Origin of the sequence: Acetobacter sicerae (genome assembly GCF_011516765.1) — a bacterium.
Lineage (GTDB): Bacteria > Pseudomonadota > Alphaproteobacteria > Acetobacterales > Acetobacteraceae > Acetobacter > Acetobacter sicerae.
The window spans coordinates 80,940-95,948 of the sequence record NZ_JAAABN010000002.1 but is presented as its reverse complement, the minus strand read 5'-3'; the positions used below and the strand labels follow the sequence as shown (position 1 = coordinate 95,948).

Below are 15,009 nucleotides of genomic sequence, written 5' to 3'. Positions count from 1 at the left end.
AATGAAAAATAATCTAAAAATTCTATTTTTTACGGTGTCTATGGGATGTCTATTGAGTGGTTGTGCTCAGATAGATCCACTCTATCAAGCATCTGCTTGGAATGCACAAAACTCGAATAGAAAAAATCTATTACTGCAGGTTGAGAACACGAACGATCTCTCTGTTGGAAGATCTGTTTCAGATTATGATGGTTCTTTAGCTATAGATGCTGTCAAAAGACTTCGTGATGGTAAAGTAAAAAATCTTGAGAAAATCAAGTTAAGTGATGTTGCCAATAATCAGTCAGGTGGGCAATGAGCCAGTTTAAGTCGATTGATCATGGGCATTCATTTGAATCGATTTCAAAGAAAAGCTCCTCAGAATTTACCATCCAGGGATTTGTTTCGGATTCTGGGAGCGAAAATGTTTTAAGAGAAGTATTGGATGAATTTCATCCAGGTAAGTTTTCTCTATCATGTTTGTCATGCTCTTTAGCTTTGGTGAAATTAAGTCGAGGGATTTCTCCTGATATCTTAATTATTGATGTATCAGGGGAAGAGCAGCCAATCACAGCACTGGTTGAACTTTCAAATGTGCTGGAGCCTGATGTTAAAGTTCTGGTTATTGGTGATAGACAGGACGCAAATTTCTACAGACAGTTAACAAGAGGCTTGGGAGTCGCTGAGTATTTATATAAGCCTCTTAATAGATCGATGGTTTCAAGATTTTTTGGACCCTTTCTGAATGAAGATGAGTATACCCCAGAAGCTACTCGAGGAGGTAGAGTATTGGGCTTTGTGGGTGCGAGGGGAGGTGTTGGGACGACGACGATTGCAGCAAATTTCTCCTGGTATTTAGGTGAAGTCGCAAGGCGCCACAGTCTTGTTATAGATGGTGATTTGTATACTGGCGCATTGTCTATACTCATGGGTACTAAAACTGATAGCGGGCTTCGGACAGCATTTGAAACACCTCAACGAGTAGATGAGTTGTTTATTGAAAGAAGTGCACAAAAAATTGGAGAAAGGTGCGATGTTTTAAGTAGTCAAGCTGATATGTCTGAAGTTATTTCTATATCAAAGGATGGTCCAAGCCATCTTATCGATGTGGTAAAGAAAAAATACAACTATATATCAATAGATATACCTAGAGGTTTTGGAGAAATTTCTAGAAGCATGATAGATTTATGTGAGCAGAAAATAATAATAATAGATCCTTCACTTACTTCGTTGAGGGACGTCCTGAGATATATATCCTATCAAAAAAATAGTAAGTATGGGGCAAGACCTCTGGTTGTTTTAAATAAATTAGGAAAACCAGGCACTCTTTCTCTTAAAGAGGTCACTGATGGTCTTGGGCGTCCACCAGATGTGGTCATACCGTTTTTACCAAGAATCATTAATGAATGTGAAATATCTGGATATCCTGCGGCTCGATCGAAAAATTCATTTAGCTCTGCGATATCTGTTCTTGTGCAGGAAGCCGCTTCGGTTGCCATGGAAAAAAAACAGAGTAAAGTTGGAAAAATCAGAAATAGAATAGAGAATCTGTTTGCTGGGTGGCAATCATGAGCTTAACGCCACGTTTTAGAAAAGTATTGCCTCAAAGTTCATCGCATTTTGGAAAAAATGACGATATATTTGATATTCAACATAGAGAAACTATTGTTCAGTGGGCGGAGTTACATGGCCTGTGTCTGGAAAGATTAGATCCAGTTGCTGTTGCTAAACTACCCCCAGAGCGACTTATTCCTGAAATTGAACGTGTAGTTGATGAAACCGCTACAGAAAAAAGAATTCAGCTCAATGCACGTGAACAAAAAATTCTAGCAAATGAACTTGTAAATGATATAAACGGTCTTGGACCTATCCAACCGCTATTGGATGACGATAGTATTACAGATATTATGGTGAATGGTCCATTTAAGATATTTGTTGAGAAATCAGGAAAGCTCGTTGATTGCGGGGCGAAGTTTAGAGATAGACGACATTTGATGGCTGTCAGCCAAAGAATTGCATCGGCTGTTGGAAGGAGGATTGATGAATCAAGCCCAACTGTAGATGCTCGCTTGGAAGATGGTTCACGTGTAAATATAGTTTTTCCACCACTAGCTCTTGATGGACCTTATTTATCTATACGTAAATTCTCTAGAAGAAAAATAGATTTTAAACAGTTGGTTGAAAACGGTAGTTGCTCTGTTCAATTGGCCAAAATATTGGAAATTGCTTCTCGTATCCGACTAAATGTAATTGTATCTGGTGGAACAGGTTCTGGAAAAACAACTTTAATGAATGCAATGTCACGATTAATAGATCCGAGCGAGAGAATAATTACAGTTGAGGATGCCGCAGAGTTACAGTTTCAGCAGCCTCATGTTGTCCGGCTTGAGACGCGTCCTCCGTCGATTGAAGGAACTGGTGAAATTACTCAAAGAGATTTAGTCCGAAATGCATTACGTATGAGGCCCGATAGAATTATCATCGGAGAAGTTCGTGGGCCTGAAGCGTTTGATATGTTGCAGGCTATGAATACCGGGCACGATGGAAGTATGTCTACAATTCATGCTAACACAACAAGAGATGCAATAACTAGAATAGAAAATATGGTTCAAATGGGCAATTTCGGATTGCCTACATCTTCTATAAAAGCACAAATTGTTGGTGCTGTTGACCTTATAGTTCAGATAGAACGACAGCGTGATGGTGTTAGACGAATTGTGCAGGTCACAGACGTTTCTGGTATAGAAGGAGAAATTGTTACATTAAATGATATTATTTCTTTTCATATTGACGGTGAAAATTTTAATGGAAGAATAAATGGGCATTATTCTGTTTCTAGATCTCGGCCAATTTTCCATAAAACACTAATATATTATCAACTTGATCATGTTTGGTCCAGTATATTTGAGGAGTGAACTTGTGTATATTTTTAATGAAATAGTATTTTATATAATAACTATTATTTTGTGTAATGGTTTGTGTGCATTTTCGTTTTTCAGGCAGCGGAAGGCAGACTTGTGCATAAATAAAAGATTTGATGATATTGTTGATGGCGAAAGAATATCTGAGTTTTATATAGATATTCCTTCAAGGATTACAACAAACAAAATTATACAAAAAACATATTTTGATTATATTTTAAATATACTATTTTCTTTTGATAAGAACTCGGAGATGTGCTCAATACAAGAATTTAAGAAATTTACTTTTTTTTCCTTTGTTTTAGTTTTTAGTATATTTATTTTTTGTATATCCTATATTCCTATTAGCTTTGTTCTTGTTTTAGGTTTTTCTGTCCTATGGGTAGGTGGAGTGAGATTTCATTTTGCGCGGAAAAAGAATAAATATAAAAAAAATCTTGTTGAGCAATTGCCTGATACTGTCTTTATGATGGCTAGAAGTTTAAAAATAGGCGTGTCATTGTCACGGACTCTGGATTTGATTGCTAGACAGTCACCTGAACCAACAAAGTCTCTGTTTGAAGATGTCGTGAAGAAAATATCAGTAGGTAAAGATTTTGGTGAAGCGTTGGATGAGTTGTCTGTTAAAGCAGGTGTAAATGAATATAGATTTTTTTCAATTATTACAAAATTGCAGAGTAGAACTGGTGGGGGACTTGCTGATATTTTGGATGGATTTGGTAAAAATATTAGAAAAAGAATTTCGACACGAAAAAAAGCTATAGCATTGGCTTCTGAGGCGCGTATGAGTTGCTATGTATTGTCAGCTCTTCCATTATTTATGGCTGCAGTACTAAGCTTAATGAATCCACAGTATGTTTCGGTTTTATACAAAACAGCTCCTGGATTGAAGTTGCTGTATATAGCAGCATTTTTGTTTTTTTCTGGAGTGGGATCTATGTTTTTTGTAACGAAATTTACGTTGAGGTAGAGTTATGCTGATTTTTATATGTGTATATATATTGGTTATTTTAGCATTTTTTATTGATATTAAGGGATATTTTTCTTTTAACAAGCGTAAATCTTTAAGGTTAGAGGGTATTTATAAAAATTTTGATTTTGCAAGCCAAGGTAATTATAGTGAAAATTCAATAATTAGATCGATTTTATCTATAGTGGCTGGAATTGTATCTAAAACAAAATTATTTGATTTAAATGTAGATCTAAATGAAAGAAAGTATTTAAATTTATTTGGTTTGGATTATAGTTATTTTATATCACTAAAAATATGCAGTTCTTTTGTTTTTGTCTTTTTGTCTTTTTGTCTTTATTTTTTGATTAACATTCAAATGTTTTATTTCTTTTTTGTTTGTGTGTTTTTTGGGTTTGTTGGATTTAAATTTCCCAATTTTATCTTCAATCAAAAAAGAAAATGGCATTTTTCTCGAGTTGAAGCAGGGATGGCCGATGCTCTAGATTTATTTCTAGTATGTGCAGAAGCGGGACTAGCTATGGAGTCCGCAATGGAATGCGTTGCAGTCGAAATGGTATCTTTAAACAAGGATATAGCAGAAGAATTTAAAATTACAATCAATGAAATGAGAATTAGCAATGATAGAGTGAAGGTCATAGAGGATTTGGGGAAAAGAACTGGTTTAGTTGCTATGCAACGATTGAGTGGTGCTTTGATTCAAACTTTTGAAACTGGATCTTCTTTAGTTTCAGTTTTGAGAGTTCTTGTTTCTGAGATAAGAGAGGACTCATTGATAAAATTTGAAGAAAAGGCGGCAAAACTTTCTATTATGCTGACTTTTCCAATGATAATATTTTTGCTCCCGTGCATATTTATAGTCATAGCTGGTCCTGCAATGCTTAGTCTTGTTGGAGTTCTTAAAAATTAATATAGAAAATATTTAAATAAATTTATTTATTGAAGAGTTTTTCGGGGATTTTGAGTGTCTACACTGCAGCATGGCGTCAGTGAAGCCGGATCGGAATTCTTATTCAGGATGGTAGGGATTATGTGGGTGGTGTCGACCGGAGAGCGCATGTTGGCTCTTGCATGTAAAACGAAGTGCTATTCCTCTGATCTGATAGATTCAGAATGAACTCGAAATGCCGCCTGTGAACCGAAATGGGGGAAGCGGACTACCGATTTCCCTGAGATCATCAATGTAATGCAGTATTTTTCGTCCACTCAGCTGGGTCGGGAGATGCTGAAGATCCATAGCAGATCCTCTTTTGGTGGTTTCGCAAACTGATGCGCAGTTTTCTATTCCGATCACGCATAATGTCTGTCTGATGCTCGATTGTGCGGCAATGTGACGCGAGCGCCCATCTGGGAACGTTATCGCCTCCAGAACATCAAAACACCGCACACAAAGGTAAGAGACTATGATGTAGGCAAGAAACCACATTGCGGTTGATACAGAAGACCGACTGCTGCTGATGAGGCGCACGCCTTCGGGTATTCGGATATACAGGAAGCAGATAGCCTTCGAAATTTGGCATCGGCGCAGTGCATGTTGGCCAATAGATCCCATCACCGCTTGCAGTTACTGAACAAAGCAGCCTTTCTCACCGCTACGGTTAAGGTCATCAGGCGATCAGGTGCGGCAAAAGAGTTTGAAATCCTGCCGCTTTAGTGGGTAATTGAACGGACATATGACTGGATAATCCGCTGGGGATGCCTCGTGTCATGTTGAAATGTTCATCCATGAAGATTCAAAAGAACTTTGAGAAGGCTTGTGACACGCCCCGCTTATCGAATGTTTCTTTGCCAGACTGAAGCAACTCAGGCATATCTTAACTCGCTACGACAGGTTGAAATCAATCTTCCTCACGGTCGTCCCGTTCGCCTCAACTATTATCGTAGTTAACGCATGATATACCGAGGTCCTTTTCTGGATCATTCGTAGCTCAATTTAAATGACGTTATATTTTGATAAATTAACCCCGTCCTTCGCGATACCATCCCATTCCAAGTAAAAGAACCACCGCCAGGAGCGTGGCCCACGCAGGCAGCAGTGGCGATGCGCTTGTTCCAGTCAGGATATGGGCATGTCTCTGTGGAAACCCCAGCACATCAGTTGAAGCGCCGTAACGAAGAGGAGGCACATTCAGTCTGGCCACATCATCGCCAAGCCATGCGACAGTTCCACCAGTGCGGGCTGCGACGGGACCGACGGTTTCGGCTGTCAGGCGAAGATCAGAGAACTCTTCCGGATTGGCCTTCACAGGAGCGGCAAAAGCGCGATGATTGCCATCGTCGGCCGTCCAGATGCCTGATTGTGTCACAGGGATCTGTCCGACGGCGACACCGGGGCCAGCGCCATGCAAAACCATGGTCGATTTTGTTCCGTCCGGCGCGGTAAGTGTAACATCTGCCGACGCGGTATTGGAAACACTGTGGCGCGTAACGGTCAAAGCGCCTTCAGAAATATGCGCTTCAAGCCGCTCTTCCTCCAGATCGGGTTCCTTCATCAGCCAGTGTGAAATCCGTCTCAGAAGCTCAGCCTGCGGACCACCGCCCAACTCTCCACGCGACCAGAGCCAGATCTGATCGGAAAGAAGCAGGGCCACACGGCCATTATCCACATGATCCAGAACCAGAAGCGGAGATGCGTCGGGACCGCTCATCAGCACCTGGCCACGCGACTCATCAGGATGCAGCGCCCGATACCAGGGGCCCCATTCATTCGCGACTTCCCTGTCCGCATTCGCAGAAGCGTGCGGGGCAGGGGCGCCCGGAAGCTCGGCAGTCACGGGGTGACGTCGCCCTTCGTCTGTCAACTGGGGGCGGAAGCGACGAATGGTGACGCCGGGTGCGGCCTCCGTTGGGGCCAGATCAGGAGGCGACGCCGGAACATGCGCAGGCAACACATCTCCGACCGCCGTATCTTGCAGTGAGTTGGGACCAGTGAATTCCGGACCCGCAATCAGGAACAGACCACCGCCCTTGCGCACGAAACGGGCGATATTACGCAGATACACCGGTGGCAGGATGTGCCTGTTCTCAAAGCCATCAAGAATGATGAGATCGAACTGGCCGATCTTGTTCTGGAACAACTCCTCAACAGGGAATGCGATCAGAGCCAGATCGGACAGGGGCGTTCCGTCATCCTTCTCGGGTGGACGCAGAATGGTGAAGTGAACCAGATCGACGGACGGATCGGCTTTCAACAGACGCCGCCAGACACGTTCACCCTGATTGGGGGTGCCGGAAACCAGAAGCACGCGCAGTCGGTCCCTGACGCCGGTAATGGTCAGAATGTCCTGATTGTTCTGGGTGGAAACCTCGCCCGGAAGCGTGGAGACGTTCAGACCCACAAGCGTTTCGCCGGGATGAGATACAGGCAACGAAATATCCTGAGGCTCGCCCGTATGGACAGGCACGCTCAATGCCGGGTTGCCGTCAGTTGTCAGTGTAATGGTGGCGGGTGTCCCGGCTTGTGTGCCCGGTCCGAGATCATCTACCTGAACGCGGATAAGCGCGGATTTACCGACAATGGCGTAAGGGGGAGCCTGAAGGATCCGGAGACGACGGTCGGTTTCTTCTCCGCGTCCCGCCATCAGCACATGCAGCGGCAGGGTAACGGCATGACCCTGACTGTCATGCAGGGCAAGACGCTCCGGAATTCCCTTGGGCGCATCACGCGTCTGACCGTCCGTAATCAGGATTGCGCCCGCCAGTTGCTCCGGCGGAATGTCTGCGGCTGCCTGCGATAGCGCGTCGAACAGGCGCGTGCCACCAGTCTGCTCTCCCCGCACGGTGACTGTGCGTAACCCGGGCCCACCGGGACCTTGTTCACCAAGAATACGGGCAGCGGCGCGGGCGATGGCAGCCCGGTTTTTCACCTGCATGGATGCCGTCTGATCGACGATGACCAGAGCGGTTTCCGGCAGTTCCCGATGCGTTTCCTTCAGCGATTGCGGGCCGGACAGCCACAGCAGGACGACAGCGCCGGCAAGCGCACGAAGAACAGTGCCACGCATACGCACCAGCAGGCCGATCGCCGTTATGACAACCAGCAGTCCGGCCAGCGTGAACAGCAGCCAGTGCGGCAGCAGAGGAGCGAAAGCGATGGAGTGAGTGAAGGTGTCGATCATGCCGCCCTCATTGTCCCAGACGTTTGAGGATCGCCGGAACGTGGACCTGATCCGCCTTGTAGTTGCCGGTCAGCGCATAAATGACGGCGTTGACGCCGAACCTGTAGGCGGTGCGGCGCTGCTCGTCTCCGCCGGGAAGGACTGCGAACCGTGTGTCGCCATTCTGATCCACGGCCCAGGCATGCGCCCAGTCGGCGCTGCCGATAATGACCGGACTGACATCATCGTTTTCCGCTTCACCGTCACGGGCGACCCAGACAGGCTGACCTGCGTAACGGCCCGGAAAGTCATGCAGCAGATAGAATGTGTGACTCAGCACATGATGGTCATCAAGATGCGTGAGCGGAGGAATGGGCAGTCCCGCCGTAACGCGCCGGAGTGCGGCCGCACTGCCCGGAGCCTCGCCTGCCAGCGTGTCGTTATCGCCGGAAGTCGCGGTATCCACGCCCTGCGTGTCGATGATGATCATGCCGCCATGCGCAATGAAGGTGGTCAGGGCGCTGGTCACGGCAGGATCGGCATGAGCATCTGGTGTGATGGGCCAGTAAAGCAGCGGATAATAGGCGAGGTCATCCTTGCCGGGATGCACGCCGTCCGGATGTCCGATCATCGCAGAGGTGCGGGCGTTCACATAGTCCGAAAGACCCTGAAGCCCTTCCTGAGAAACGGCATCAACTTCCGGATTACCCGTGATGACATAAGCCAGCCGGGTTTCCAGAGCCGCTCCCGGCACGCTCGTGGCCATGGCGGGCGGAGCGGCTCCAGGAACGACAGGCGCATCCTGAGCAAGTCCGGAGGAGGTGAGGGCCGTAGAGGAAAGCCCCAGAAGGATCGAGAGATGAAGAGCTCTTCGTGCACGTGACAAGGAGAAGAAACCACGCAGAAAGAGCGTCGCCAGCGCATCGCCTGCCAGAAACAGAAGTGCGATGGCCAGCAATACCGGGCCCATCAGCCTGTCCGGTCGATGGCCTGCCGGGTTGGTGACAGCGCCAGTCGGAGGCAGTGAAGACAGACTACGCAGCGTATCACCCACGTTCAGGGCGCGTCGTGCGGCGCGTGATCCATACAGGCCGGGAGGGTGTTCCGGAGAGACAGCCGTGGTGCCGAACCTGCTGGAAGCCAGCCCCCGGGCAAGCGGAGACGGCGCGCCGAGGACGCCTTCTCCATCCAGCGTCATGACCGGAGCAAGCACACTGTTGTCGGAAGGGAGGTCCACACCGTCGGCATGTTCGACAAGCCGCGTCAGCATGGACACGAACAGACCGGAGAGCGGCAGGTTCGACCAGTCCGCCGTGGGGGTGACGTGAAACAGCACGATCTCTCCCTTGCCAAGTGTGACGTGCGTCACGAGAGGCGTGCCGTCAGCAAGCCGCGCCCAGCTATGAGCAGAGAGATCTGTTGCCGGCTGAGCAAGGATCTGCCGGGAAACGGTGACATCCTTTGGAACAGCAAGACCATGGAAGGGTGAATCTTCCGGAAAATCAGCCAGAGACTGCGGCTTGCCCCACGACATGGCTCCGCCCAGCTGGCGGGCCGTTGGCATCAGCGCCACAGGAAGCAACGTCTTTCCCGGATCCGCACGCGCAGCCGTTTCAGCGCGAGAGGGCTCAGGCGTGCTCTGGGCGCTGTCTTCATGCCCGGCCAGTGCGCGGCCCGCAAAACGGATGAGTGTGCCGCCTTTTCTGACCCATTCAGCGACTTTCTGCTGGGTCTCCGCATCGGCGAGAGTGCCATCCGGAGCGATCAGAACGGACAGAGGCTGGGAGAGAAGCGTGGTCGTGCTGCCTGTGTGCAGATCAGCGTTCGGTGCGAGCGCCCGCCGCAGATAGAAGAGGCTTCCCACCAGAGGCGTGTCGCCGCTGCCGGTCGCAATCAGCCCGACGGGACGCAATCTGTCGCCTTCATCCAGCAGCAATGTTCCCGGCGCGCTGGCGTTGCCGTCAATCGTCAGCATATCGACACGATTACGCATGACGGTCGGGAGGGAAACCGAAACCGGCGCACTGCTGGCTCCGGCTGGCAGCGTCACATCGGTCAGCGACAGCGTTCCGCCATCTTCACTGTGGGCTCTCACCCGAACACGGCGGGGAAGATCGGACGGCAACGTCTCCAGACGAGCCATCACACCAGCGGTCGAAAGACTCTCAGACGAAGTATCCTGCGTCTCTTCCACGGCGTGACTGAGGACAAAGGCTCCGCTGCCCGTGAAACGGATTTCCTGAACAGCCCCGAACGCCTGCATGGCTACTGTGAAAGACCGGTCTGCGGTGCCGCCATCTTTGCCAGCGGAGGCGAGGCCATTCGACAGATAGGCGACAGCCCCGAAAGAAAGGCCGTCTGACTTCATTTTTTCCAGTCGCCGTGCGGCAAGAGCACGGTCTGCGGCCCATGGCAGAGGACGTAGCGCATCGAGCGCGAGAGCGACCTGTTCCGCCGGGAGCGCGCGGAGTATCGTCGGGTTATCCTGTCCTTCGGACGCTGTCGCCAACAGGGCGGCCGAGCGGCCGGCCCGACCCGCAGCATCCAGCAGCGCATGGGCCGCGGCATTGCGTTCGCTCCAGTCAGGGGCCGTCATCATGTCGTTGTCGATGACCAGCAGCAGGGTGCCGCTGCCGGGCAGCGGAACGGGGCTGCCCGGAATGACTGGCCCGGACAGACCCAGGATAAGCAGGGCCGCCACCGCCAGACGCAGAAGCAGCAGCCAGAATGGTGGTGTCGCCGCGTCATCCTGTCTGGGATGAAGGGACGCCAGCAGAGCCACCGGCGGGAAGGTCTGGATACGCGGCGAAGGCGGACGGGCGCGCAACAGCCACCAGATGGCCGGAAGGACGAGCAGGCCCGCGAGTAGAGCAGGGAACTGAAAGATCATGGACGTCCGCCTCCCCGGTGGCCTGACAGGGAAGCGCTCAGGGACAGAAGAGCGGCTGCGGCGGAAGTGTCTGTCTGATGGGGCTGGAAAGTATGGCGGCAGCCCTCGGCAATGTTTCTGAGATGGGCCTGTCTGCGTGCGAAGACGGCGTCATACTCGGGACGCAGGGTTTCCACGGCGGGAAGGACAAGGTCCGGCTCGTGTTCCAGTCCTTCGAAACGAATGCGTCCTGCATAGGGCAGATCACGTTCGGCAGGATCAATGATCTGAAGAATGTGAGCGCGGACGCCGCCTCCCGCCAGCTGACGAAAAAGGGTCGTCACGTCTTTGTCCGGAGCAAGCAGATCGCTGGCGATGATGAGCTGTGAATGGGGAGGCAGAACCGTGCCTTTCAGAAGCGCCGTCTCATCCGGCTGTTGGGCCAGTGACGCAAGCGCCAGAGCAATACGGCTTGCAATCCTGCTCGCGCCCGGAGGCAGATCGGCAGGTCCGTTCGGCGACACAAGACGCACACGTTCCCCGCTCCGTTCCAGCAGGGACGCCGCCGCCAGCAGCAGCAGAATGGCGCGGTCACGCTTCAGGGGCAGGGAGGACGGCTGGGACGACCACACCATCGACGGGCTGAGATCGCACCAGAGATGGATGGTCTGGGCATGCTCGGCTTCCGTCTCGCGCACATAGGCCTTGTGACTGCGGGCCGACTGCCGCCAGTCGATGCGCGTGATCGGCTCTCCGGGCAGGGCCGGACGATACTGCCAGAATGTCTCACCCGGGCCGGAGCGTCTCTGACCGTGCAGGCCGGCAGCCACTGTCGCCGCAATCCGTTCGGCTTCCGGCACGAGCGAGGAGAGCGTCGCCGCCAGCCTGTCCGCTTCCGAGGCCAGTACGGCGGGGCTGCCGCTGATGACAGCGTCGGAGCCACGTCTGGCCGCAGGAGAGGCCGAGCGCATTTTGCCCGCCAGTCTGGAGAAAAAACCGCCGGACGAGGAAGGAGTGTCTTGCGCCACGATCAACCCAGACGGGAGACGAGCCCGTCGATCACATCTTCGATCCGGGTCGAATCGGCTCTGGCCGAGAAGCTGAGCGCCATACGATGCGCCAGAACGGGACGGGCGAGAGCGGCGACATCATCAAGGTCTGGCGAGAGACGTCCATCCAGCAGGGCGCGGGCGCGGGTGGCGAGCATCAGGGTCTGGGCCGCACGTGGCCCCGGTCCCCATGCGACACAGTCCTTTACGGTCTGCACATCGGTCGTCTCGGGACGCGCCGAACGGACGAGGTTCAGGATGGCGTCCACAATGCGCTCACCGACAGGCAGGGCGCGGACCATCGCCTGCGCGTAAAGCACGTCTTCGGTGGAAAGGATCTGCTGCGGCGCTTCCTGCGGCACGCCGGTCGTGGCCAGCAGCATGGCCCGCTCATCGGCGGCGTCCGGGAAGGTCAGCTGGATCTGAAGCATGAAACGGTCGAGCTGGGCTTCGGGAAGGGGATAGGTGCCTTCCTGATCGATCGGATTCTGCGTCGCCAGAACGTGGAACGGACGCGGCAGCGCATATTCCGTCCCGGCGATGGCGACACGATGCTCCTGCATGGCCTGCAACAGAGCCGATTGGGTGCGTGGACTGGCGCGATTGATTTCGTCAGCCATCAGCAACTGACAGAACACCGGTCCCGGCACGAAGCGGAAACTGCGGTGACCGGCAGCGTCTTCGTCCAGAATTTCACTGCCGGTGATGTCGGACGGCATCAGATCCGGTGTGAACTGCACACGCCGGGAATCGAGGCCGAGGACCGTGCCGAGCGTGGTGACCAGCAGGGTCTTGCCGAGGCCGGGAGCGCCGACCAGCAGGGCGTGACCACCGGAAAGAATGCTGACAAGCGCCTGATCGACAACATCTTTCTGACCGAAAATGATTCGGCCGATTTCTGCCCGCACATCCTGCAGGCGACGGGCGACAAGATCGACCTGCTGCGCTGCGGAGGCGCTGTCCGGGAAAGCGTTTCCACCGGAGGAGCCCGTCTCGGGGGCGAGGAATACGGTCTGGTTTGGCATCATTTCAGGCGTCATAGGTCCAGTCTGACACGTCCGGGGCTTACATCAAGCCGGGGGGCAACCCTATATCGGTATGGTGCGCAGGCAAACAGATGTGGGTTAATTGAACGTGACATCAGATGCTTTTGGCGAGAAATCGGGAGATGACCGCCAGATCTCCGGAGATGATCAGAAAGGACGCAAGCCGCATCAATGCGGCCGGTTGCCTTTCCTCATCCGTCGGGACGGAGTCTGGCTCTACCGGGGTTCCCCGATCAGACGAAAGCCGATGGTCTGCCTTTTCGCCTCGGCCCTTTCCCGTGCAGCGGACGGCGCCTACTGGCTTCGAACCCCCGTTGAGGAAGGGACCATTGAGGTCGAGGATGTGCCGTTCGTGGCGGTCGAACTGGAATGGTGCGGCGTGGGGCGAGAGCAGCGTCTGTGTTTCCGCACCAATATTGATCAGGTTGTCACGGCTGGCCCGGAACATCCCATTCTGGCCCGATGGGACGTGCCGCTTGATGCGTGTGACAGTGCGCCGCCGCCCTACCTCACGGTGCGGCAGGCAGAGGGAGAACTGCCATTACAGGCCAGAATCTCGCGCCCCGTCTGGTATGAACTGGCAGCGCTTGCTGAACCCGGCTGTTGTGGGGGGCAGGCCTGTCTGGGAGTCTGGAGCGCTGGCGAGTTTTTCCCGTTGGCCCTTGCGCCCCGCGGATGCCGGGAAGGCAATGATGAGGATGATGACTGCTGATGACGAAAGCCGTGCGTCTTCCTCTTGAGACGCTCCCGGATTTCCCGGCGCTCTGTCAGATATGGAAAGCGCTGCCCGAGGCCCGGCTGGTCGGCGGGGCCGTGCGCGACATGCTGAACGGTATGCCCGCCAGCGATTTTGATTTCGGCACTCCGGAAACGCCGCCGGAGGTGATGAAGCACCTGCAGGATGCAGGTATCGGAGCTGTGCCCACGGGTCTGTCCCATGGAACAGTCACCGCCGTGATTGACCATCGTGGTTATGAAATCACGACACTTCGCCGGGACGACGTAACGGATGGCCGTCATGCGAACGTCTCATGGACTCAAAGCTGGGAAGAGGATGCTGCGCGACGCGATTTCACCATCAACGCCATGTCCTGCGACCGGGGTGGGCATATCCATGATTATTTCGCCGGACAGGAAGATCTGAAGGCCGGACGGGTTAGATTTGTCGGGGATGCCGGAACGCGGATACGGGAGGACGCTCTTCGTATCCTGCGCTTCTTCCGCTTTCAGGCCCGCTTCGGTTCTGCTGCGCCAGACAAGGATACTCTGGACGCCCTCATGCACGGCGTGGGGATGATCGAGCGACTTTCAGTCGAACGGATCTGGTCTGAACTGCGGCGTATCCTGACCGGCCCGCGTGTGACTGAAACTCTGCGTCTGATGAATCAGACCGGTGTGATGGCCGCCTGTCTGCCTGAACTTTCAGGGCAGTTGCCTGCTGCAATCCAGCGTCTCGATGTTCTTATCAGGTATGACGGTCCGGCAGATTACGCCCTGCGACTGGCCGCGTTGCTTGCTGGAGCGGGTTGCGAGCCGGAGAGAGCAAAGCGGTGTGTCGAGCGGCTCCGTCTTTCACGCGCCGACGCGTCTCTCGTTCTGGCGTTTCTTCAGACGCTACCTCCGGTTCCGGAACGTATTGTGACGGACGAGGACGCCAGTAGCGTGCTGGCTGAAATACCACGGGAGGTTGCGCTGGGACAGGCATGGCTGGCGGAGGCGCAGCAGATTGTGACTGCTCCGAACCGTCATGACGCAGCCTCCTGGAAGCGTCTGCGGTTACGGCTGGCGAACCTGCCGGTTCCGGTCTTTCCTCTCGCGGGGCGTGACCTTCTGGCGGAAGGCATCCCGCCCGGACCGCGTGTAGGTGAACTGCTTTCCATGATCCGGACGTGGTGGCGGGAGTCAGGTTGTCGAGCCGGACGGGAGGAATGTCTGACTTATTTACACGATCTGCGTGAGAGTTTTCTTTGAGTTTATTTGTTAAAAAACAGAATTATCATTCTGATAATAAAAATTGTTTTTACTAAAAATATGTTGCCCTGCTGCTACGGGAGCACCGTTTAGAGAGACGTTCGGCT

At 52.4% G+C, this 15,009-nt stretch carries 11 protein-coding genes; 7 read left to right on the top strand and 4 right to left on the bottom strand.

Features of this window, described 5'->3' with window-relative positions:
* Position 1: 1 nt before the first annotated feature.
* From GVI59_RS03015 to GVI59_RS02995, 5 genes are read left to right on the top strand one after another with little or no spacing between them, the layout of a single operon-like run.
* Positions 2-298 carry a hypothetical protein gene (locus GVI59_RS03015; protein ID WP_173572837.1) on the top strand — a complete coding sequence of 99 codons (297 nt, stop codon included), beginning with the start codon at positions 2-4 and terminating at the stop codon, positions 296-298.
* Positions 295-1,551 carry an AAA family ATPase gene (locus GVI59_RS03010; protein ID WP_173572836.1) on the top strand — a complete coding sequence of 419 codons (1,257 nt, stop codon included), beginning with the start codon at positions 295-297 and terminating at the stop codon, positions 1,549-1,551. The genes GVI59_RS03015 and GVI59_RS03010 overlap by 4 nt, the downstream gene beginning before the upstream one ends.
* Entirely contained in the window at positions 1,548-2,894 is a 1,347-nt protein-coding gene (locus GVI59_RS03005; protein WP_173572835.1) for a CpaF family protein, read from the top strand. The genes GVI59_RS03010 and GVI59_RS03005 overlap by 4 nt, the downstream gene beginning before the upstream one ends.
* A 4-nt stretch (positions 2,895-2,898) precedes the next feature.
* Positions 2,899-3,870, top strand: coding sequence for a type II secretion system F family protein (locus GVI59_RS19355; protein ID WP_173572834.1), 972 nt, complete (start codon positions 2,899-2,901; stop codon positions 3,868-3,870).
* A 4-nt stretch (positions 3,871-3,874) separates the two neighbouring features.
* Positions 3,875-4,780 (top strand): type II secretion system F family protein, encoded by a 906-nt coding sequence (locus GVI59_RS02995; protein WP_173572833.1) that lies wholly within the window; start codon positions 3,875-3,877, stop codon positions 4,778-4,780.
* A 1,048-nt stretch (positions 4,781-5,828) separates the two neighbouring features.
* Here GVI59_RS02995 and GVI59_RS02985 read toward each other — a convergent pair.
* From GVI59_RS02985 to GVI59_RS02970, 4 genes are read right to left on the bottom strand one after another with little or no spacing between them, the layout of a single operon-like run.
* The gene (locus GVI59_RS02985) at positions 5,829-7,988 is read right to left on the bottom strand and encodes a VWA domain-containing protein (protein ID WP_173572832.1); all 2,160 of its coding nucleotides are present in this window, start codon (positions 7,986-7,988) and stop codon (positions 5,829-5,831) included.
* A gap of 7 nt (positions 7,989-7,995) precedes the next feature.
* The gene (locus GVI59_RS02980) at positions 7,996-10,857 is read right to left on the bottom strand and encodes a DUF4159 domain-containing protein (protein ID WP_173572831.1); all 2,862 of its coding nucleotides are present in this window, start codon (positions 10,855-10,857) and stop codon (positions 7,996-7,998) included.
* Positions 10,854-11,864, bottom strand: a complete 1,011-nt coding sequence (locus tag GVI59_RS02975; protein ID WP_338422054.1) for a DUF58 domain-containing protein — start codon at positions 11,862-11,864, stop codon at positions 10,854-10,856. The genes GVI59_RS02980 and GVI59_RS02975 overlap by 4 nt, the downstream gene beginning before the upstream one ends.
* A 2-nt stretch (positions 11,865-11,866) precedes the next feature.
* On the bottom strand, positions 11,867-12,910 hold the full coding sequence (locus GVI59_RS02970) for an AAA family ATPase (RefSeq protein ID WP_408736595.1): 1,044 nt from the start codon (positions 12,908-12,910) through the stop codon (positions 11,867-11,869).
* A 103-nt stretch (positions 12,911-13,013) separates the two neighbouring features.
* Here GVI59_RS02970 and GVI59_RS02965 point away from each other — a divergent pair, with 103 nt between their 5' ends.
* On the top strand, positions 13,014-13,643 hold the full coding sequence (locus GVI59_RS02965) for a DUF1285 domain-containing protein (protein WP_173572828.1): 630 nt from the start codon (positions 13,014-13,016) through the stop codon (positions 13,641-13,643).
* Entirely contained in the window at positions 13,643-14,902 is a 1,260-nt protein-coding gene (locus GVI59_RS02960) for a CCA tRNA nucleotidyltransferase (protein WP_173572827.1), read from the top strand. Before GVI59_RS02965 ends, GVI59_RS02960 begins: the two co-directional genes overlap by 1 nt.
* Positions 14,903-15,009 lie beyond the last annotated feature (107 nt).

What these genes read in the sequence shown, in the direction of transcription:
- GVI59_RS03015 (WP_173572837.1), top strand. Translation starts at nt 2, where the DNA reads ATGAAAAATAATCTAAAAATTCTATTTTTTACGGTGTCTATGGGATGT.
- GVI59_RS03010 (WP_173572836.1), top strand. Translation starts at nt 295, where the DNA reads ATGAGCCAGTTTAAGTCGATTGATCATGGGCATTCATTTGAATCGATT.
- GVI59_RS03005 (WP_173572835.1), top strand. Translation starts at nt 1,548, where the DNA reads ATGAGCTTAACGCCACGTTTTAGAAAAGTATTGCCTCAAAGTTCATCG.
- GVI59_RS02995 (WP_173572833.1), top strand. Translation starts at nt 3,875, where the DNA reads ATGCTGATTTTTATATGTGTATATATATTGGTTATTTTAGCATTTTTT.
- GVI59_RS02985 (WP_173572832.1), bottom strand. Translation starts at nt 7,988, where the DNA reads ATGATCGACACCTTCACTCACTCCATCGCTTTCGCTCCTCTGCTGCCG.
- GVI59_RS02980 (WP_173572831.1), bottom strand. Translation starts at nt 10,857, where the DNA reads ATGATCTTTCAGTTCCCTGCTCTACTCGCGGGCCTGCTCGTCCTTCCG.
- GVI59_RS02970 (WP_408736595.1), bottom strand. Translation starts at nt 12,910, where the DNA reads ATGCCAAACCAGACCGTATTCCTCGCCCCCGAGACGGGCTCCTCCGGT.
- GVI59_RS02960 (WP_173572827.1), top strand. Translation starts at nt 13,643, where the DNA reads ATGACGAAAGCCGTGCGTCTTCCTCTTGAGACGCTCCCGGATTTCCCG.